The 19606-nt window shown below is 36.2% G+C and carries 19 protein-coding genes; 13 read left to right on the top strand and 6 right to left on the bottom strand.

Annotation, left to right across the window (positions count from 1 at the left end; all coding sequences use genetic code 11):
- Window positions 1-91 precede the first annotated feature (91 nt).
- The 6 genes from gyrB to dnaA all read right to left on the bottom strand — a co-directional run bounded on the left by gyrB (window position 92) and on the right by dnaA (window position 6839).
- Entirely contained in the window at window positions 92-2014 is a 1923-nt protein-coding gene (gene gyrB, locus ACZ5R4_RS13425) for a DNA topoisomerase (ATP-hydrolyzing) subunit B (RefSeq protein ID WP_219987216.1), read from the bottom strand.
- Window positions 2015-2116: 102 nt separating this feature from the next.
- Window positions 2117-2404: an extracellular matrix regulator RemB gene (remB, locus tag ACZ5R4_RS13420; protein ID WP_109983447.1), complete on the bottom strand. Its 288-nt coding sequence runs from the start codon at window positions 2402-2404 to the stop codon at window positions 2117-2119.
- A gap of 13 nt (window positions 2405-2417) precedes the next feature.
- Window positions 2418-3530, bottom strand: a complete 1113-nt coding sequence (gene recF / locus ACZ5R4_RS13415) for a DNA replication/repair protein RecF (RefSeq protein WP_054860839.1) — start codon at window positions 3528-3530, stop codon at window positions 2418-2420.
- Between the two features lie 117 nt (window positions 3531-3647).
- Window positions 3648-3872, bottom strand: a complete 225-nt coding sequence (gene yaaA, locus ACZ5R4_RS13410; RefSeq protein ID WP_054860838.1) for a S4 domain-containing protein YaaA — start codon at window positions 3870-3872, stop codon at window positions 3648-3650.
- A gap of 289 nt (window positions 3873-4161) precedes the next feature.
- The gene (dnaN, locus tag ACZ5R4_RS13405) at window positions 4162-5304 is read right to left on the bottom strand and encodes a DNA polymerase III subunit beta (RefSeq protein ID WP_054860837.1); all 1143 of its coding nucleotides are present in this window, start codon (window positions 5302-5304) and stop codon (window positions 4162-4164) included.
- Between the two features lie 182 nt (window positions 5305-5486).
- Window positions 5487-6839 (bottom strand): chromosomal replication initiator protein DnaA, encoded by a 1353-nt coding sequence (gene dnaA / locus ACZ5R4_RS13400; RefSeq protein WP_109983445.1) that lies wholly within the window; start codon window positions 6837-6839, stop codon window positions 5487-5489.
- A 516-nt stretch (window positions 6840-7355) separates the two neighbouring features.
- Between dnaA and rpmH the strand changes: the two genes are divergently transcribed.
- The 13 genes from rpmH to ychF all read left to right on the top strand — a co-directional run bounded on the left by rpmH (window position 7356) and on the right by ychF (window position 19566).
- Complete coding sequence (rpmH, locus tag ACZ5R4_RS13395; RefSeq protein WP_054788573.1) at window positions 7356-7490, top strand: 50S ribosomal protein L34; 135 nt, start codon at window positions 7356-7358, stop codon at window positions 7488-7490.
- Window positions 7491-7613: 123 nt separating this feature from the next.
- Complete coding sequence (gene rnpA / locus ACZ5R4_RS13390) at window positions 7614-7967, top strand: ribonuclease P protein component (protein ID WP_054860836.1); 354 nt, start codon at window positions 7614-7616, stop codon at window positions 7965-7967.
- 97 nt (window positions 7968-8064) lie between these two features.
- Window positions 8065-8856, top strand: a complete 792-nt coding sequence (gene spoIIIJ / locus ACZ5R4_RS13385; RefSeq protein WP_054860835.1) for a YidC family membrane integrase SpoIIIJ — start codon at window positions 8065-8067, stop codon at window positions 8854-8856.
- The gene (gene jag, locus ACZ5R4_RS13380; RefSeq protein ID WP_054860834.1) at window positions 8853-9473 is read left to right on the top strand and encodes an RNA-binding cell elongation regulator Jag/EloR; all 621 of its coding nucleotides are present in this window, start codon (window positions 8853-8855) and stop codon (window positions 9471-9473) included. The genes spoIIIJ and jag overlap by 4 nt, the downstream gene beginning before the upstream one ends.
- 457 nt (window positions 9474-9930) lie before the next feature.
- A complete protein-coding gene (gene mnmE / locus ACZ5R4_RS13375; protein WP_464367497.1) occupies window positions 9931-11307 on the top strand; it encodes a tRNA uridine-5-carboxymethylaminomethyl(34) synthesis GTPase MnmE in 1377 nt (458 codons plus the stop codon).
- 21 nt (window positions 11308-11328) lie between these two features.
- Complete coding sequence (gene mnmG, locus ACZ5R4_RS13370; protein WP_464367496.1) at window positions 11329-13221, top strand: tRNA uridine-5-carboxymethylaminomethyl(34) synthesis enzyme MnmG; 1893 nt, start codon at window positions 11329-11331, stop codon at window positions 13219-13221.
- Between the two features lie 24 nt (window positions 13222-13245).
- Window positions 13246-13962, top strand: a complete 717-nt coding sequence (gene rsmG, locus ACZ5R4_RS13365; RefSeq protein WP_109983442.1) for a 16S rRNA (guanine(527)-N(7))-methyltransferase RsmG — start codon at window positions 13246-13248, stop codon at window positions 13960-13962.
- A 232-nt stretch (window positions 13963-14194) separates the two neighbouring features.
- A complete protein-coding gene (gene noc / locus ACZ5R4_RS13360) occupies window positions 14195-15070 on the top strand; it encodes a nucleoid occlusion protein (RefSeq protein ID WP_054860832.1) in 876 nt (291 codons plus the stop codon).
- Window positions 15071-15276: 206 nt separating this feature from the next.
- Window positions 15277-16038, top strand: coding sequence for a ParA family protein (locus ACZ5R4_RS13355; RefSeq protein ID WP_109983440.1), 762 nt, complete (start codon window positions 15277-15279; stop codon window positions 16036-16038).
- Window positions 16031-16873: a ParB/RepB/Spo0J family partition protein gene (locus ACZ5R4_RS13350; protein ID WP_109983439.1), complete on the top strand. Its 843-nt coding sequence runs from the start codon at window positions 16031-16033 to the stop codon at window positions 16871-16873. The genes ACZ5R4_RS13355 and ACZ5R4_RS13350 overlap by 8 nt, the downstream gene beginning before the upstream one ends.
- 133 nt (window positions 16874-17006) lie before the next feature.
- The gene (locus ACZ5R4_RS13345; protein ID WP_109983438.1) at window positions 17007-18017 is read left to right on the top strand and encodes a hypothetical protein; all 1011 of its coding nucleotides are present in this window, start codon (window positions 17007-17009) and stop codon (window positions 18015-18017) included.
- A 48-nt stretch (window positions 18018-18065) separates the two neighbouring features.
- Window positions 18066-18263, top strand: a complete 198-nt coding sequence (locus ACZ5R4_RS13340) for a DUF951 domain-containing protein (protein ID WP_277679494.1) — start codon at window positions 18066-18068, stop codon at window positions 18261-18263.
- Window positions 18264-18465: 202 nt separating this feature from the next.
- A complete protein-coding gene (gene ychF / locus ACZ5R4_RS13335; protein ID WP_464367495.1) occupies window positions 18466-19566 on the top strand; it encodes a redox-regulated ATPase YchF in 1101 nt (366 codons plus the stop codon).
- Window positions 19567-19606 lie beyond the last annotated feature (40 nt).

Below are 19606 nucleotides of genomic sequence, written 5' to 3'. Positions count from 1 at the left end.
ATAGAAGCGCTAGGCTAACTCTTCTTCTCATTCCTTAGCGCTCAGAGTTGGATGTGATCACCACCATCCAACATCTCGTTATTGCTAAACCTTAAATATCTAGATTTTTGACATATACGGCATTATCTTGAATAAAATTACGCCGCGGCTCTACCTTATCACCCATTAACATATCAAAAATTTGATCGGCATCCATTGCATCCACTAGATTGACTTGAAGTAATGTCCTTGTGTCTGGATCCATCGTTGTATCCCAAAGCTGTTCTGCATTCATTTCTCCAAGACCTTTATAGCGCTGGATTCCTGGCTTCGGTTGTCCTGGTAATTCCTGCAATAATTGATCCAACTCCCTGTCACTATATGTGTAATGAACCGCCTTTCCTTGTTTTACCTGATAGAGTGGTGGCTGTGCAATATAAACATAGCCATGCTCAATTAATGGTCGCATAAAACGAAAGAAAAAGGTTAACAATAGTGTACGAATGTGAGCACCATCAACGTCAGCATCTGTCATAATGATAATTTTATGGTAACGAGCCTTCGTGATATCAAATTCCTCACCAATACCTGTCCCTAATGCAGTAATAATGGTACGAATTTCATTATTGGATAATATTTTATCTAGTCTAGCTTTTTCCACATTGAGTACTTTCCCTCGTAACGGGAGAATTGCTTGGAAGTGTCTATCTCTTCCTTGTTTAGCTGAACCACCTGCCGAATCCCCCTCTACGATATAAAGCTCACTGATCGAAGCATCTCTAGAAGAACAATCCGCTAATTTACCTGGAAGATTAGAAACCTCTAATGCCCCTTTTCTTCTAGTCAATTCTCTTGCTTTCTTCGCAGCAATTCTAGCTCGTGAGGCCATCAGACCTTTATCTACTATTATTCTCGCGGTATTCGGATTTTCAAATAGAAACTTACTAAACAGTTCACTAAATGAAGCATCTGTAATGGTCCTTGCTTCACTATTACCTAATTTAGTCTTTGTTTGACCTTCAAACTGTGGATCAGGATGCTTAATCGATATAATGGCCGTTAAACCTTCTCTCACATCGTCTCCAGACAAGTTCGGGTCATTTTCCTTAAACAAATTATTCTTTCTTGCATAGTCATTAATCACACGTGTTAAACCTGTTTTAAACCCAGATTCATGGGTACCACCCTCATGTGTGTTAATATTATTCGCGAAAGAATAGATGTTACTAGCAAATCCTTCATTGTATTGTAAAGCAACTTCTACTTGAATGTTGTCTTCTTCTTTTTCTGCATAGAATGGTTCATGTAATACTTCTTTTGAACGATTCAAATGCTCGACATATGATTTAATTCCACCTTCATAATGGAATGTTTCCGTTTCTTTATCTTCTTCTCGATTATCTTTAATCGAAATAGTTAACCCTTTATTTAAGAAGGCTAATTCTCTTAAACGAGTGGCTAGTATATCATACTGATAAACCGTTGTTTCCGTAAAAATCTCTGGATCTGGCTTAAACCTAGTGCGTGTCCCTGTTATATCTGTATCGCCAATAACGTGAAGATCTTCTTTTGGTTTCCCTTGGCTAAAGCTTATATAATGGATTTTTCCATCCCGATGCACATATACCTCTAGCTCCGTCGAAAGTGCGTTCACAACAGAAGCACCTACCCCGTGCAAACCACCAGAGACCTTGTAGCCTCCACCACCGAATTTACCACCTGCGTGTAGTACGGTCATAATGGTTTCTACCGCTGGACGACCTGTCTTCTCATGCAAGCTTACAGGAATCCCACGACCATTATCGACAACCGTAATACTATTATCTTTCTCAATAAAAACCTCGATATGATCACAGTAGCCTGCAAGTGCTTCGTCTATACTATTATCTACAATTTCCCATACTAGATGGTGAAGACCTCTTTCATTCGTAGAACCAATATACATACCAGGTCTTTTTCTAACTGCCTCTAGCCCTTCTAATACTTGGATCTGATCGGCATCATATACTTGTTGTCCTGTACTTTTTTCTTCCATTGTCATATCCATCACCCACATTCCTCTAATTAATAATGGAAAAATATTACTTATCCTCACGATCAGTGGGAATGAAGAACACCCACTGATGAAAATCTCACTTTATGATTCTTCGTAGTTTTCTGAATAATCTTCTAGTTTGCTAATGGTAGAGATCATACTCGCTCTCTTTTTTAGTGTTAAAACAGAGAGTGGACTGTAATAAACTTTATTTGTTGTAATAACAATCGCTTTCGTTAGATCTTCCTCTGTTGCAATAATTTCTTTTTCCCTTCTCAACTCTTGTAGCATTTCCTCATTGATGGTAGATGAAGTGACTAAGCTATAATCTATAATGGCAATAACATCTTTAGATTGAATAACATGGTCGTCTCCAATATGAATAAACATTTTATCCCCACTTTTATCTCGTTATATTTCCATCATGAACCTTGAATATTTCCGCTTTTTTCAATGTTTGGTGATCAATGCCATCCACACTCGTCGTGGAGACAAACGTCTGAACCTTCCCTTCAATCGTATCTAATAAATGGGACTGGCGGTAATCATCTAATTCACTTAACACATCATCTAATAATAATATGGGATAATCACCAATTTCTTGATGGATCAATTCAATTTCTGCAAGTTTTAACGAAAGGGCTGTTGTTCTTTGCTGACCTTGTGAACCAAAGGTTTGTACATTTTTACCATTGACGAAAAACGCTAAATCATCGCGGTGCGGCCCTATTAAGGTTGTCCCACGTTCGATTTCTTTGGATTCCATTTTTTCGAACGTGCTCCGGTAATGCTGTAAAATTTCTTCCTTTTGGTCGGAATTCGCTAAATCAATGGTGGCCTGGTATCGAATATCTAAATGTTCAAGGTTACGACTGATTCCACTATGTATATCAGCAGCCCAATTTCTTAAACGTTCAAGGAAATGGATTCGTTTTTCGATAATCATTCCTGCATGTTCGATCAGTTGGTCTGTCAATACATGTAGCATCGTAATGTCTACCTTTTGCTTTTTTTGCAATTGTTTTAATAAATGATTTCTTTGTTTTAAAATTTTGATATATTGCCCAAGATGATATATATAAACAGGCTGAATTTGCCCGATTTCCATATCAATAAAACGCCTTCGTATTTGTGGACTTCCTTTTACTAAATTCAAGTCTTCCGGTGCAAACATGACAATATTTAAAGCCCCAATATAATCACTAAGACGTTTCTGTTCCAGATGATTTAATTTTGCTTTTTTCCCTTTGTTCGTAATCGAAATCTCTAACGGAAATTGGCGGTTTCGTTTATAAACACTACCCTCTATTTTAGCATAATTTTGCTCCCATTGGATTAATTCTTTATCTTTTGTTGTACGATGAGATTTCGAAAATCCTAACACATAGATAGCTTCCATCAAATTAGTTTTACCTTGAGCATTTTCTCCTATAAAAACATTAACTTTATCATCAAATTCTATCGTTAATTTGGGATAATTACGATAATTTAATAATTGAAGTGATTGAATATACATACGAGTTTCCTTTCTAAAGAAACATGCTAGAAAAGCGGACGCCGTCCTTTCAAACAATAGCAAATGGACTGAAAAACGGAGATTATATACTTTATTTACACAGCGAAAATGATGGCACTAGTTTTCCTCTGCTGCAACAATAAAGGTTCCAATATCCTCAACATAAACCGTATCTCCAGGATATAATTTCCTACCTCGTCTGTTTTCTAATTCGTCATTCACATAGACTCCAGTTTCTTGAAGGAACACCTTCACCATTCCACCAGAATCTAAAATATTGGCAAGCTTTAAAAATTGCCCTAGCTGAATGTATTCTGTAGAGATTCCGATTTTTTCTTCCATCTTTCATTCACCTTCTTTTCCTACAATAGATAGCTCGAAACGATTCTACTATCGTTTTGTTAACTTGAATTGAATCTACCGTTAACTATTATAGCCCTTCTATCTATATTACTAAACATTTGGCTGTAAGAAAAGGAAACACTAATAAGTGGGGCATTTCATAGACATTTTTCCACAGGGTTATCGTTAAGGTTATCTATTTACTAAAGAAAGGTAATTATTTTTTTATCGTGTACAGCTGTCCAAAAAAGAAAAAGGAACAATTTAAACATTGTTCCCTTAAATCTCTTTAAAAGGTTCTTACAGGTAAAATAAGCTGGAGGATATGGTCATTATCCACAGGCTTTAGGATAAATGGCCTCATCGCACCAGTAAATTCAATTTTTATTTGATCTGTTTCCATGATCTTCAGGGCATCAATCATATATTTCGAACTAAATGAAATTTTTAAGTCTTCCCCTTCGATCGTATTTACCGTTAGATCTTCTTCTACATTTCCTATTTCCGGTGAATTACTAGATATTTCTATAGTGTTATTTTCTTTTGTTTGAAGACGAATCACATTATTTTGATTTTCTCTTGCTAACAAGGATGCACGATCGACAGTTTGTAAGAGTTGCTTTGTATTAGTATGAATTATTGTTTTACTTTCTTCTGGAATTAATCTAGACGTTTCTGGATATTTTCCATCAAGTAATCTTGATAAAAAGTATAGATTTTCCGTTTGGAAAGCTATTTGGTTATCAGAAATACTAATCGTGATTTTTTCCTCTGTATCCTCTAGTATTTTGCTTAGTTCATTTAAGCTTTTCCCTGGAATCACCACCTGATTAGAAGGAAAAGTATCGATGGGAGATTCCAACGGGATATTACTTGCAGCTAAACGATGAGAATCCGTAGCAATAAACTTTAACAAATCCTCTTCTGCACGTAAGTTCACTCCAGTTAAAATCGGTCTAGTCTCAGAAGTGGAGACAGCAAACACGGTTTGTTTAATCATATTCTTCAATAGGTTGATCGGTAATTCAAAGCTAGAATCTGTCTGTAATTGAGAAATTTGTGGATATTCCTCAGCGTCTTGTCCATTCAAATGAAATTCTGCACTACCTGAATGGATGGTTACTTGTAAATGATCATCCGTCTCAATTTGAACAGTATCCTGTGGTAATTTCCGAATAATCTCTGGAAAATACTTAGCATGAACGACGATTTCTCCTTGTTCAATTTCGTCAATAAATTGAATTCCTTCTTCTTCCATTGGTATGTAAGATTCTATCGTTATATCAGAATCACTACCTGTTAATTTTAATCCATTTTGTGTTGCTTGAATTTTCAAGCCAGACAAAATAGGAATAGCTGTCTTGGAAGAAATGGCTTTGGTTACATGTTGTATGCTTTCCAATAATTTGGCTTGATTAATAATTACTTTCATTCTTAATCCTCCTTGAGGAAGTATATTATATATTATTAATAATAAAATATAGTAATAATAGTAATAGGGGCTGTGAATATGTGGATAACTACCGTTTTTCCGAAATGAAATGAGTTATCCAGATGTGAATAAGTTGTTCATAGTTGTGCATCACTTATCCACAGAGTTCACAATGATAGATTTTAAATAGATTTAAGCTGTTCTTTAATCTCGTCTATTTCTTTACTCAATAAGGAGTCTGTTGCAATCATTTTTGATATTTTTTCATGTGCGTGAATCACGGTAGTATGATCTCTACCACCGAATTCTTCCCCTATTTTAGGTAAAGAAAAGTCAGTTAGCTCTCTTGATAGATACATAGCTATTTGTCTTGGAAAAGCTATGGATTTTGTTCTTTTCTTGGCAGCAAATTCTTCTAATTTCACTTGATATCTCTTACCTACAGCTTCTTGAATATGATGGATCGTAATCACTTTCGGTTTCGATGCAGGAATGATATCCTTCAGTGCCTCTGCTGCTAAGGATGCATCTATATCTTGATTGATCAAGGACGAATATGCGACAACACGAATAAGTGCACCTTCTAGTTCGCGAATATTCGTATCAATTTGATTGGCAATATAAAGCATAACTTCGTTTGGAATATCAAGTCCATCTGCTTTGGCTTTTTTTCTTAGTATAGCAATTCTTGTTTCAAGATCGGGTGGGGTAATATCTGTAATAAGTCCCCATTCAAAGCGTGATCTTAAACGGTCTTCCAGTGTCGGAATTTCCTTTGGCGGACGGTCACTTGAAATAATAATCTGTTTGTTTTCTTCATGTAGAGTATTAAAAGTATGGAAAAATTCTTCCTGTGTTTGTTCTTTTCCAGCTAGAAACTGAATATCATCTATTAGAAGCACGTCGACGTTTCGATATTTATTACGAAAATTGACGGCCTTATTATCTCGAATAGAATTAATAAATTCATTCGTAAATTTCTCGGATGATAGATAGACCACCTTTGCAGATGGATTATGATCGAGAACATAATGTCCAATTGCATGCATGAGGTGTGTTTTTCCTAAACCAACGCCCCCATAGATGAAGAGTGGATTATATGCTTTTGCTGGCGCCTCAGCAACGGCTAAAGATGCAGCATGAGCGAACCGATTACCAGAGCCAATAACAAATGTTTCAAAGGTATATTTATCATTGAGCATTGATTTTGGCGAAGTATGATTTCCCTGGGAAGAGATGATCGCCTTCTTTTTCGTTTGAGTTTCTTCTGCATTTAATATTTCTGCAGATTCTGGAATGATAAATTTAACAGATAGATCAGCACCTGTAAGCTCATAAAGCACTTCTTTTACAATTTTCGTATATTTAGATTCCAACCAATCACGAGTGAACTCATTTGGTGCCGATATAATAACAGTATCTTCTTGGATTTGGTCAATTAATGTGTTTTTAAGCCAGGTGTCATAGCTAGGCTTACTCACTTTTTCCTTAATCATTTCTAGCGTATTCTGCCAAAGATCCTCTATATTCTCCATTTGGAACCTCCTTTCCTTCATTTAAGAATAAGTTGTGGATAATATTATGCCGATAAAAAAGCGGAAAACTTTGAAATTCAGTTTTCCACATGTATGTGTATAATGTAATATACAATATGTGAATTATTGTCCACATTTTATCCACAGTTTGTGGATAAGGAAGGAATCTTATTTAGATATTAACAGTATAAAACAAATATATATTATCAAAAAAGGGCAATAATTGCAATGTTTTATTGTAGGTTATCCACAAGTTAGACAATTTGTGAGTATTTTCTTTCCCCAGGGTATAAACTTGTGAATATTTTGTCGACAAAAGTGGGAAGAAGTAGAAAAACGTAAAAATGTTATCCACAACCGGGTGTTATAGTACAAGAATAACAGAAGTTTGTTGTATAACAGATTGCGAGGAGAAAAAGGAAACAAAATATTGACTAGGTTTCTATTTATCAGTATAATGATTAGGACTGTCTATTCGGTTATGATTTTTAGTTTCCTCAGGGAGGTGCATATAGAATGAAACGTACATTTCAACCAAATAATCGTAAACGCAAAAAGGTCCATGGATTCCGTGCACGTATGAGCACGAAAAATGGACGTAGAGTACTTGCTCGTCGTCGCAAGAAAGGTAGAAAAGTATTATCTGCATAGGCCACTGACATTTCAGTGGTCTTTTCTACTATAAGGAAGTAATGTTATGCTAAGAATAATAAAAATGTGATGAGCAAGTGGAATCTGATCTGTTTGTTAGATATGATGGAGGCGCAAGTTGTTATGAGGAAAGCTTTTCGAATAAAAAAAAATATCGAATTTCAAGATGTTTTTAAAAAAGGCGCTTCTTTTGCGAATCGACAATTAGTGATATATTTTTTACATAAAAACGATCAAAGGCATTACCGAATAGGATTATCGGTAAGTAAGAAGATAGGTAATGCAGTAGTTCGTAACAAGGTGAAAAGATATTTAAGACAAGCTTTTTTAGAATTAGATGAGGAGATTAAATCGTCCTATGATATTATTATCATTGCGAGGAAGCCTGTGAAGGATCTGGACTATCATCAGGTAAAAAAGAGTGTCCAGCATCTTCTTTATAAAACGAAGCTTTTAAAAAATGCTCGAGCTAATTAATAAGTTTTTATGAAACCTTGCTAAAATTTTAGCAGTATATAATAATAACATGATAAAATACTTTTTAGGATATGTTATGAGTTTAAGGAGGAGAAAGATGCGTAAAAAGCTCCTAGTATTAATCGGCCTAATCGGCTTAGTACTATTCTTATCAGGTTGTACAGAAATCGATCAAGAGATTACAGCGGAAAGTGATGGAATTTGGAACAAGTATTTTGTTTATCCATTATCATGGGTAATTGTGAAAGTTGCCGAGTTTTTCCATGCAGACTATGGATACGGTTTATCGATTGTCATTGTTACACTTATTATTCGTTTAATTTTATTACCTTTAAATATTAAACAATTGAAAAGCTCAAAGGCAATGCAACAAATTCAACCAGAATTACAAAAAATTCGTGAAAAATATAGTTCTAAAGATCAGCAAACACAGCAAAAACTGCAACAAGAAACGATGGAATTATTCCAGAAGAACGGAGTAAACCCATTAGCAGGTTGTTTGCCAATTATTGTTCAAATGCCAATATTAATCGCCTTTTACCATGCGATCATGCGAACAGGTGCATTAGATGGTCACCATTTCTTATGGTTCCAGCTCGACCAACCAGATCCATATTACATCTTACCAGTATTAACGGCTGGATTTACCTTTTTACAGCAAAAGCTGATGATGGCTGGAACGACAACACAACAAAATTCAATGATGCCACAAATGACGATGATGCTTTATATCATGCCATTTATGATCGGGATATTTGCTATCTTTTTCCCATCTGCATTGGCACTTTATTGGGTAGTAGGTAATATCTTTATGGTATTACAAACATTACTAATTAAAAATCCAATGATGAGAAATAATGATGCAGCCACAGGAGGAACGAAAAAGTGAGACAAGTAACTGCTACTGGACAAACGGTTGATGAAGCGATCCAATCAGCATTAAAGCAGTTAAACATCACAGAGGATCAAGCGAGCATCGAAATAATTGATGAGGGTAAAAAAGGATTACTCGGTTTATTCGGATCAAAGCCTGCGATTGTTAAGGTTGTGATACAGAAGGATCCAGTTGAGAAATTGGAGCAATATATTCAAAATATTTTGGCAGAGTTTGACGAAGAATTAGACGTAGAAATAACGGTTGCTGATAATGTCATTAACTGTGAATTAAGTGGGGAGAAAATTGCCGTATTGATTGGAAAAAGGGGACAAACCTTAAATGCCATTCAATATTTGGCGCAATTAGCGATTCATCAGTATGCGGATAAATACTATACTGTCATTGTGGATGCTGAAGGTTATCGTAGCCGCAGAAAAGAAACGTTAATCCAACTTGCTAATCGCTTAGCAGATCGCGCCATCGAAACAAGCAAACATGTGAAGATTGAACCAATGCCGTCTTTTGAAAGAAAAATTATCCATACAGCCTTACAAAACAACGCTAAAATTACAACAGATTCAGACGGAGTCGAACCCAATCGTTACGTAGTAATCAAACCGGTAAAGTGAGACTTCCATCCGTGAGGGGGCTTTCTCACGGATGGTTAGCGAAACTTATCAGGATGCTTATCGTCCGTTGGCCTGCATGTAGCTTCAATGATCTTCTTAAATCTCCAAGTGGAGGTATTACGGACGGTTGGCGCTGTGGTAAAGTGAGACTTCCATCCGTGAAGGGCTTTCTCACGGATGATCAGGATGTAAAAATAAATAAGTGATGAAAACCCCGATGTGAGAAAACATCGGGGTTTTGTCATGAAGGAAGTCATAATCTTTATTGGAATATTTTTTAAAGATTGTCAAAACGTAAAGTTATACACATGTGGATAATTTGATTGATAAGATTTTTAGGATAAATAATGTGGATATCTTTTCAAGAGGGAATGGTTTGTGGTATTCTAATAAGTTAGTGGAGTGGAAATAATATTCGTTTGATATAGATGAAAAACAGAAACTAGGAGGTGAAATAATGGAGCAAGATACGATAACCGCCATATCGACACCTTTAGGAGAAGGAGCCATTGCCATAGTTCGATTAAGTGGAGAACATGCAATTACCATAGCTAATAAAATTTTTCAAGGTCAGGATTTAGTAGAAGTGAGCTCCCATACCATTCATTATGGAAAAATAATAGATCCGATAAAAGAAGAGATAATAGAAGAAGTAATGATTAGTGTGATGCGAGCACCAAAAACTTTTACGAAAGAAGATGTAGTGGAAATTAACTGCCATGGTGGAATTGCATCGGTTAACCGTCTGCTCGAGCTTGTTCTTGCAAATGGTGCACGGTTAGCGGAGCCAGGAGAATTTACGAAACGAGCTTTCCTAAATGGCCGTATTGATCTATCACAAGCCGAGGCTGTGATGGATTTAATTCGAGCTAAAACGGACAAGGCAATGAATGTAGCATTGAAGCAATTAGATGGGAAGCTGTCTACCTTAGTGAATCAATTGAGACAAAAATTAATTGAGACAGTTGCCCATGTAGAAGTAAATATTGATTACCCAGAGTACGATGATGTCGAAGAAATGTCGAATCATATGCTACGAGAAAAAACAGAGGAAGTATACCGAGAAGTCGAGCAGCTACTAAGCATGGCAAAGCAAGGGAAAATATTAAGAGAAGGAATTGCAACAGCAATTATTGGACGTCCAAATGTGGGGAAGTCCTCTTTACTCAATGCTTTAGTACAAGAAACAAAGGCGATTGTAACGGATATTCCTGGAACGACAAGAGATGTTATTGAGGAATATGTCAATATTAGAGGAATTCCGCTCCGATTAGTAGATACGGCAGGAATCCGAGAAACCGAGGATATTGTCGAAAAAATTGGAGTAGAACGCTCTCGACAAGCATTAAAGCAAGCAGACCTTATTCTGTTGGTTCTGAATAATGGAGAAGAATTAACCGAAGAGGACAGAAAGCTATTTGAAGCAATTAAGGATCTGGAATATATCGTGATCGTTAATAAAACGGATTTACCTACAAAGCTTGACAGACAAGAGGTGGAGCAATTAGCAGGTAAACAAAAGGTGATTACGACTGCCTTAATAGAGGATAAAGGTATTGATGCATTAGAGGCAGCAATTTCTGATACCTTCTTTGAAGGGGAATTAGATTCTGGAGATTTATCTTATGTTTCAAATGTCCGTCATATCCAACTTTTACAACAAACATTAAAGGCGCTAGATGATGCAAAAGACGCGATTGATGCCAATATGCCAATCGATCTAGTCCAAATAGATGTTACTCGAGCTTGGGAATTGCTTGGGGAAATAGTAGGAGATACGGTGCAGGATAGCCTAATAGATCAACTGTTCTCACAGTTTTGTTTAGGGAAATAATAAATAGAAGGGGGATCAGCGATGGCAACATATGAAGCTGGTCAATATGATGTAATTGTAATAGGGGCTGGACATGCTGGAGTAGAAGCAGCACATGCAGCAGCCAAACGCGGTGCTAGTACGTTAATGCTAACAATGAATTTAGATATGATTGCTTTTATGCCTTGTAATCCATCTATTGGAGGACCGGCAAAAGGAATTGTAGTAAGAGAAATCGATGCATTAGGTGGATTAATGGGAAAGGTAATTGACAAAACCTATATTCAAATGCGTATGCTGAATACAGGGAAAGGTCCTGCAGTTCGTGCCTTACGTGCTCAAGCAGACAAACCCTTATACATTCAAGAAATGAAAAAAGCATTAGAACAAGAGCCAAATCTTACCTTAAGGCAAGGTATGGTTGAGAAGCTAATTGTAGAGGATGGCAAATGTCAGGGTGTCATTACAGAAACGAAGGCCATTTATCGCGCGAATTCCGTGATTATTACGACAGGAACCTTTATGCGTGGCCGTGTCATTATCGGGGATATCTCTTATGAGAGTGGACCAAATAATCAGCGGGCAAGTGTCAAACTAGCCGAAAACCTAGAGGAATTGGGCTTTGAGCTTGTTCGTTTTAAGACAGGGACACCACCAAGAGTTGTCAACCATTCGATTGATTATAGTAAAACAGAAATTCAACCAGGTGATGAACATCCGGAGCATTTCTCCTATGAAACAACGAAAGCAATCGTCGATCAAATTCCTTGTTGGTTAACCTATACAAATCAAAAAACACATGAAATCATCAACGATAATTTAGGTTTATCCGCCATGTATTCCGGAATGATTAAAGGTACAGGACCACGCTATTGTCCATCAATCGAGGATAAAATTGTGCGTTTCCATGATAAACCAAGACACCAAATTTTCTTAGAACCAGAAGGAAGGAATACAGAAGAGGTATATGTACAAGGACTTTCCACCTCACTACCAGAATATGTTCAAAAAGAAATATTACAAAGCATACCTGGTCTCGAAGAAGCGGAAATTATGCGTGCAGGTTACGCGATTGAATATGATGCAGTTGTACCAACCCAATTATGGCCAACTTTAGAAGTGAAAAATATTGTTGGTTTATTTACAGCAGGCCAAATCAATGGGACGTCAGGATATGAGGAAGCGGCTGGTCAAGGAATTATGGCAGGAATTAATGCTGCAGCTAAGGCGTTAGACAAGGATACGTTAATTCTGGATCGCTCCCAGGCTTATATTGGTGTGTTAATCGATGACCTTGTAACAAAGGGAACAAATGAGCCATATCGACTATTAACATCACGCGCGGAATACCGATTACTACTAAGACATGATAATGCAGATTTGCGTTTAACTGAAATAGGGTATAAGCTAGGATTAATTACGGAGGAACGTTATCAAAAATTCGAAGAGAAAAAACAGCTAATTCAAGAAGAAAAAGAACGATTACAAAGCATTCGACTAAAACCAACGGAGGAACTTCAAACCATTATGGAAGAAATAGGTGGTACAAGGCTAAAGGATGGTATATTAGCTTATGACCTATTAAAAAGACCAGAAGTTACCTATGAGGTTATCGAAAAAGTATGTCCGTCTGAGAAGGATATGGCAGGAGATGTGAAAGAACAGGTCGAAATTCAAATTAAATATCAAGGATATATTGCTAAATCCAATCAACAAGTAGATCGCATGAAGAAAATGGAGAATAAGCTTATACCTGAAAATATTAATTATGATGCTATAAGTGGTATTGCTACGGAAGCAAGAGAAAAACTTAAAAAGGTTCAACCATTATCGGTTGCTCAAGCCTCTCGTATTTCAGGTGTTAACCCAGCAGATATATCCATCCTGCTCGTCTATATTGAACAAGGGAATGTCGCCAAGGTATCTAATGAATAAAATTAGTAAAAGGAGTCTAGGTCAATGGATATGAGTCAATTTTATGAACAGCTTAAAAGTAATGGAGTAGAGCTATCTGACCATCAGATAGCTCAATTCAACCAATACTACCAAATATTAGTTGAGTGGAATAAAAAAATGAATTTAACCGCGATTACAGAAAAGGAAGAAGTATTTGTCAAACATTTCTATGATTCCATTACGGCAGCCTTTTATTTTGATTTTAATCAGGAGGTTCATATTTGTGATGTAGGGGCAGGTGCTGGTTTTCCGAGCATTCCATTGAAAATCTGTTTTCCAGAAATTAAAGTGACCATTGTAGACTCCTTGCAAAAGAGAATAGGATTTTTAAATCATTTGGCAGCAAATTTAGGATTATCGGGTGTTTCCTTTTATCATGATCGTGCGGAATTATTCGGTAGAAACGAACAATTCCGACATCATTTTGATATAGTTATTGCAAGGGCTGTAGCGAGGATGTCAGTATTGAGTGAGCTGTGCTTACCGTTAGCACGTACAAACGGCATTTTTATAGCAATGAAAGGCTCAAATGCAGGGCAAGAATTAAAGGATGCGGATTCAGCTATTGAGCTTTTAGGTGGTAAAGTAGAAAGAATGGAGACGTTTGATTTACCAGATGACAATGGGGAACGAAACCTTATTTTTATCCAGAAAAAAAGAAAAACACCAAAAAAATACCCACGCAAACCTGGTGTACCGAATAAATCACCAATAGAATAAAAATAAATAAAATTGATTTTACTACCTTCTTTTAATTTTTTTATGATAAAATATAAGGGGAGATTATGTACGAATTGTTTCACGTGAAACATAAAGGAAGAAATAGCTACGTAGACTTGCTTGTATAAGAAGAAAGCAAGTTTTTCTCCTTTTCTATCATTATCCAATATGGAATTATTATATATTATATTTTTATATCATTCGCTTTAGTAAATAAAGGTGGTGTTTGTCTATGTTACACCCATTTGGCAAATTGTTTGGTTTAGGTGATAAAGTAGAAGATGAAGAGGAAGAATTAGAGCTAGACCCAGTAGAAACTACTAAACTACAAGACGAAGTAGTATTTATGGAAACTTCAAAGATTATAGCTAACCAGTACCAGCCTAGGTCTATTTTTAATGAAGAAAAAATACAAGAATTAGCTCAAACCTTACAAACACATGGGATGATTCAGCCTATAGTTGTCCGCCCATCAGATGAAGAGGGAATTCATGAAATAATTGCTGGTGAAAGAAGATGGCGAGCAGCTAAAAGTCTTGATTGGGAAAAGGTACCTGTCATCATTCGAGAAATGACAGATAAAGAAACAGCTTCTGTCGCTTTAATTGAAAATCTCCAAAGAGAAGAATTAACGGTGATTGAAGAAGCAAGGGCCTACGAGAAGTTAATAGAGATGCATCAGCTTACGCAAGAGGCGCTAGCTCAAAGATTAGGTAAAAGTCAATCAACGATAGCCAATAAGATGAGACTTTTAAAATTGCCGGAAGAAGTACATCAAGCAATATTAAATAAGCAAATAACCGAAAGACATGCTAGGGCACTTATAGCTATAAAAGATGAAGAGATTCAACTAAAGGTTTTACAACAAATTCTGGAAAAGGAATGGAATGTAAAGCAAGCTGAATCTTACATACAGCGACTCATGCAGGATAAAGAGCCTCCAAAAAAACCAAGACTGAAAGGTATTAATAAAGACATGAGGATTGCGATGAATACGATTAGACAATCCTTGAATATGGTAAGTGATACAGGAATCGACCTTGAAACAGATGAACAGGATCTCGATGACTATTACCAAATAACGATAAAGATTCCAAAAAAGAAATAATAAACATTCCCATCTTTTCTAGGAAAGATGGGTTATTTTTTTGTTTATACTTAACAGAATTTCGTGAAAATACGAGCCTATTCTAATTCTCAAGAAGTATTTTGACGAATTTTTTGTTTTTTGATCAAAAAAAAGAGAGTAGTAGTGTTATAATAGAGTAGCATGAAAAATTTTTTGAAGGAAAGGCGTAATAGGTAGGTGACGTCATGGGAAAAGTAATCGCGGTTGCAAACCAAAAGGGTGGAGTAGGAAAAACTACTTCCTCTGTTAATTTGAGTGCTTGTTTGGCTCATTTAGACCATAAAATACTTATTGTTGATATCGATCCACAAGGGAATTCTACTAGTGGTCTAGGAATAAATAAAGCTGATGTGGACACATGTGTGTATAATGTATTGGTAGAGGACATGGAGGTTTCTGATGTTCTTGTTAGCACAAATGTTCCAAACTTAGATATAATTCCTGCTACTATTCAACTGGCTGGTGCAGAAATTGAACTAGTTTCCACGATATCCCGCGAGATTCGATTAAAAAAAGCGATTGATAGTGTGAAAGAGGAATACGATTATGTCATCATCGACTGCCCTCCATCATTAGGGTTATTAACGATAAATGCATTAACAGCAGCAGATTCTGTTCTAATCCCTGTTCAATGTGAGTATTATGCACTAGAAGGATTAAGTCAGTTGTTGAATACAATCCGTTTAGTACAAAAACACCTAAATAATCAACTAATGATTGAAGGGGTATTATTAACGATGCTAGATGCTAGAACGAACCTAGGTATTCAGGTAATAGAAGAAGTTAAAAAATATTTTCAAAGTAAAGTATATCAGGCTGTTGTCCCTCGGAATGTGCGGTTAGGAGAGGCTCCAAGTCATGGGCAACCAATCATTTCTTATGACCCTAAATCCAAAGGGGCAGAGGTTTATCTTGAGTTAGCAAAGGAAGTGATTGCAAATGGCTAAAGGCCTAGGTAAAGGAATCAATGCATTTTTTCCAGACTTAGAGATAAATGAGCAGGACGAAAAGATTGAAGAAATTTTGCTTTCAAAATGCCGACCGAACCCATATCAGCCAAGAAAAGTATTTGAAGCAGATGCTATTGAGGAATTAAAGGAATCGATCCTTTTACACGGGATCCTCCAACCATTAATCGTTCGTAAAAGCATTAAGGGTTATGAAATTGTAGTTGGAGAAAGGCGTTATCGAGCAGCAAAAGAAGCAAATTTAGAGACAATTCCTGCTATCGTCAAGGATCTTTCTGATGAACAAATGATGGAATTGGCACTACTTGAAAATATACAGCGGGAAGATCTAACTCCTATTGAAGAAGCTAATGCTTATGACCGACTAATTAATGAGCTTGGAATCACTCAAGAAACACTAGCACAACGATTAGGCAAAAGTAGATCCCATATTGCGAATCTCATTCGCTTACTTAGTTTACCAGATGAGATTATTGCCAAGATTAATAATGGTGCCATTTCAATGGGACATGGTAGGGCATTGTTAGGACTTAAGGACAAAGAAAAGCTTATTCCATTAGTGAATAAGATAACGACAGAAAAGCTAAATGTAAGACAAGTAGAATCGTTGATTCAAAGCATTAATGAAAAGAAAAAAGAGAAGAATGAAAAAAAGGTAAAAAAAGATATTTTCTTACAGGAAAGAGAAAATCATCTAAAAGATTATTTTGGCACCAATGTCAAAATAAATAAAGGAAAGAAAAAAGGAAAAATCGAAATTGAGTTTTATTCAGAGGATGACTTAAATCGTATCCTTGAGAAAATGGAAAAATAGCATAAGAAAAAAACAAGAAGTCTGATCATCACCGATTAGACTTCTTCTTCATTTAAAATATAAAACAAGCCTCATAGCTGACCCATTATCTGCATACTTTTAATATAGTATGTCAGTATTATGGAGGAAAGCTATGTGGAGATCAGGCCTTAAGTGGATGTTTTTAATTATTGGCACGATGGTAGGGGCAGGTTATGCTTCAGGGAGAGAATTATGGCAATTTTTTGGGCATGAAAGTGGACTTGCTATTCTCTTGTTTGTTGTATTTTTTACATTTTCTGTTTTTATTACGATGAAGATCAGCTACATCCATCAAACCACAGACTACTTATCCGTGTTGGAATTATTATTAGGTAGAAAAGTAGCAAAATATTATGATATACTCATTTTCTTTTATTTGATGTCCACGACCGTTGTGATGATAGCAGGGAGTGGGGCAACCTTTGAGGCGGTCAAGATTTATTCATGGGTAGGCATCGTATTTATATCCATCATTATTGTTTTAGTATTTATGAAAGGAATCAATGGAGCTGTTGTCCTCAACTCTTTTATTCTTCCATTATTAATTGTCGGATTGTTATCTATTCTGATCAAATATAATATAGATGAAGGCTTAAGCTATCTAATAGATTGGAAACATCAAAAAAATTGGTATACGGCGTTTACTTTTACAGCCTTAAATATCTTATCGATTATTGCGGTAATAAGTGCAGTCGGGGAGAAAATAAAGTCAACTGGTGAGATAATCATTGCAAGTGTAGGTAGTGGGCTTGTGCTTGGAATTATTTCTTATATTTATAACAATAGTTTAATTCAAATCTCAGAGGTTATCATTTTGTATGAGATTCCCTTGTTTGCGATTTTGAAAAACTACCCAACATATACTTATGTGATCATGTCGATACTATTATGGTTTGCTATTTTTACTACTGCAATTTCAAGTGTTTTAGGAATTGTCACGAGGATTAGAAAGGTCATTCCTATCGCTTTATGGAAGCTAGCCATCATTACGCTTATCATTTTAATCCCTCTGACAAAGGTTGGTTTTTCTAATTTAATTGCATGGCTTTATCCGCTATATGGTTTACTAAATTTATACTTACTTTTAGCCATTTTTCTTTATCCTTTTACGAAGAAAAGTTAATATATAGTATAATAAAGAAAGATATTGCAAAAAAGTAGGTGAAAAGAAATGGAACGGAAGGAATTTCATTTGAATGACATCGTAGAGATGAAAAAACCACATCCATGTGGAGAAAATCGCTGGAAGGTGATTCGAATGGGGATGGATATTCGAATTAAGTGTGAGGGATGTGGACATAGTGTCATGATTCCTAGAAGAAGGTTTGAACAAAAATTAAAAAAAATATTAGAGCACGCGCCAGAATAAAATTGTTCCACGTGAAACAATTTATTATTTTCATATTAGTTGTATACTGAAGAACAATTTTTTTACTGAAAAGAAAGTAAGGGTTTTTATGCTTAAACAATTGCAATTTGGCTTTTTAATAACTTGTCAAGTATAAAAAGTATTACTATAATTGGTATGACTGAAACGTTCAATTGGACGATATCCTTAAGGAGTGGAATGAATGGCTTTAACAGCAGGAATTGTTGGTTTGCCTAATGTAGGTAAATCAACCTTGTTTAATGCAATAACACAAGCTGGCGCAGAGTCGGCAAATTACCCGTTTTGTACGATAGATCCAAATGTAGGGATCGTAGAGGTTCCAGATACTAGGCTTCAAAAACTTACAGAATTAGTGAAACCGAAAAAGACCGTACCAACGGCATTTGAATTTACTGATATCGCAGGAATTGTGAAAGGGGCGAGTAAAGGAGAAGGCTTAGGAAATCAATTCCTCTCCCATATTCGCCAAGTGGATGCGATTTGCCATGTGGTACGTTGCTTTCAGGATGAAAATATTACACATGTATCTGGGAAAGTCGACCCTATTTCGGATATAGAAACAATCAATTTAGAACTCATTTTAGCAGATTTAGAAACTGTAACAAAACGCATCTCTCGAGTAGAAAAAATGGCGAAACAGAAAGATAAGGGAGCAATGGCTGAATTTGAGGTTTTAGCTAAATTAAGGGATGCATTTGAAGAAGAAAAACCAGCTCGAGCGGTTTCTTTTACAGAAGAGCAGGAGAAGCTTGTGAAAGGCCTACATTTACTAACAAGTAAATCTGTTTTATATGTAGCCAATGTAGGGGAGGACGAGCTACTCGATGCGGATAGCAATGAAAATGTACAAACAGTAAAAGAATTTGCCAAATCAGATCAAGCAGAAGTAATCGTTGTAAGTGCAAAGGTGGAATCCGAAATAGCGGAACTCGACGGTGAGGAAAAGGCAGAGTTTTTAGAAGAGCTCGGTATTCCTGAGTCTGGATTAGATCAGCTGATTAAAGCAACTTACCAATTACTTGGTTTAGCGACCTATTTTACTGCTGGTGAGCAAGAAGTGCGTGCTTGGACATTTAAAAAGGGAATCAAAGCACCACAGGCAGCAGGAATTATCCATACCGATTTTGAAAAAGGCTTTATCCGTGCAGAGACCGTATCCTATGATGATTTAATGGAAGCTGGATCGATGCAAGTAGCTAAAGAAAAAGGGAAAGTGCGATTAGAAGGAAAGGAATACTTGGTGAAAGACGGAGATGTTATGCATTTCCGCTTTAACGTATAGTCTGTATCACCTGTTTGACATCTTTATTCATACGCTCAAA

This window comes from Gracilibacillus sp. JCM 18860, from assembly GCF_055395245.1.
The sequence above is the reverse complement of the archived record's forward strand: the minus strand, read 5'-3'. Positions and strand labels throughout refer to the sequence as shown.

What these genes read in the sequence shown, in the direction of transcription:
- gyrB (WP_219987216.1), bottom strand. Translation starts at nt 2,014, where the DNA reads ATGGAAGAAAAAAGTACAGGACAACAAGTATATGATGCCGATCAGATC.
- remB (WP_109983447.1), bottom strand. Translation starts at nt 2,404, where the DNA reads ATGTTTATTCATATTGGAGACGACCATGTTATTCAATCTAAAGATGTT.
- recF (WP_054860839.1), bottom strand. Translation starts at nt 3,530, where the DNA reads ATGTATATTCAATCACTTCAATTATTAAATTATCGTAATTATCCCAAA.
- yaaA (WP_054860838.1), bottom strand. Translation starts at nt 3,872, where the DNA reads ATGGAAGAAAAAATCGGAATCTCTACAGAATACATTCAGCTAGGGCAA.
- dnaN (WP_054860837.1), bottom strand. Translation starts at nt 5,304, where the DNA reads ATGAAAGTAATTATTAATCAAGCCAAATTATTGGAAAGCATACAACAT.
- dnaA (WP_109983445.1), bottom strand. Translation starts at nt 6,839, where the DNA reads ATGGAGAATATAGAGGATCTTTGGCAGAATACGCTAGAAATGATTAAG.
- rpmH (WP_054788573.1), top strand. Translation starts at nt 7,356, where the DNA reads ATGAAACGTACATTTCAACCAAATAATCGTAAACGCAAAAAGGTCCAT.
- rnpA (WP_054860836.1), top strand. Translation starts at nt 7,614, where the DNA reads ATGAGGAAAGCTTTTCGAATAAAAAAAAATATCGAATTTCAAGATGTT.
- spoIIIJ (WP_054860835.1), top strand. Translation starts at nt 8,065, where the DNA reads ATGCGTAAAAAGCTCCTAGTATTAATCGGCCTAATCGGCTTAGTACTA.
- mnmE (WP_464367497.1), top strand. Translation starts at nt 9,931, where the DNA reads ATGGAGCAAGATACGATAACCGCCATATCGACACCTTTAGGAGAAGGA.
- mnmG (WP_464367496.1), top strand. Translation starts at nt 11,329, where the DNA reads ATGGCAACATATGAAGCTGGTCAATATGATGTAATTGTAATAGGGGCT.
- rsmG (WP_109983442.1), top strand. Translation starts at nt 13,246, where the DNA reads ATGGATATGAGTCAATTTTATGAACAGCTTAAAAGTAATGGAGTAGAG.
- noc (WP_054860832.1), top strand. Translation starts at nt 14,195, where the DNA reads ATGTTACACCCATTTGGCAAATTGTTTGGTTTAGGTGATAAAGTAGAA.
- ACZ5R4_RS13355 (WP_109983440.1), top strand. Translation starts at nt 15,277, where the DNA reads ATGGGAAAAGTAATCGCGGTTGCAAACCAAAAGGGTGGAGTAGGAAAA.
- ACZ5R4_RS13350 (WP_109983439.1), top strand. Translation starts at nt 16,031, where the DNA reads ATGGCTAAAGGCCTAGGTAAAGGAATCAATGCATTTTTTCCAGACTTA.
- ACZ5R4_RS13345 (WP_109983438.1), top strand. Translation starts at nt 17,007, where the DNA reads ATGTGGAGATCAGGCCTTAAGTGGATGTTTTTAATTATTGGCACGATG.
- ACZ5R4_RS13340 (WP_277679494.1), top strand. Translation starts at nt 18,066, where the DNA reads ATGGAACGGAAGGAATTTCATTTGAATGACATCGTAGAGATGAAAAAA.
- ychF (WP_464367495.1), top strand. Translation starts at nt 18,466, where the DNA reads ATGGCTTTAACAGCAGGAATTGTTGGTTTGCCTAATGTAGGTAAATCA.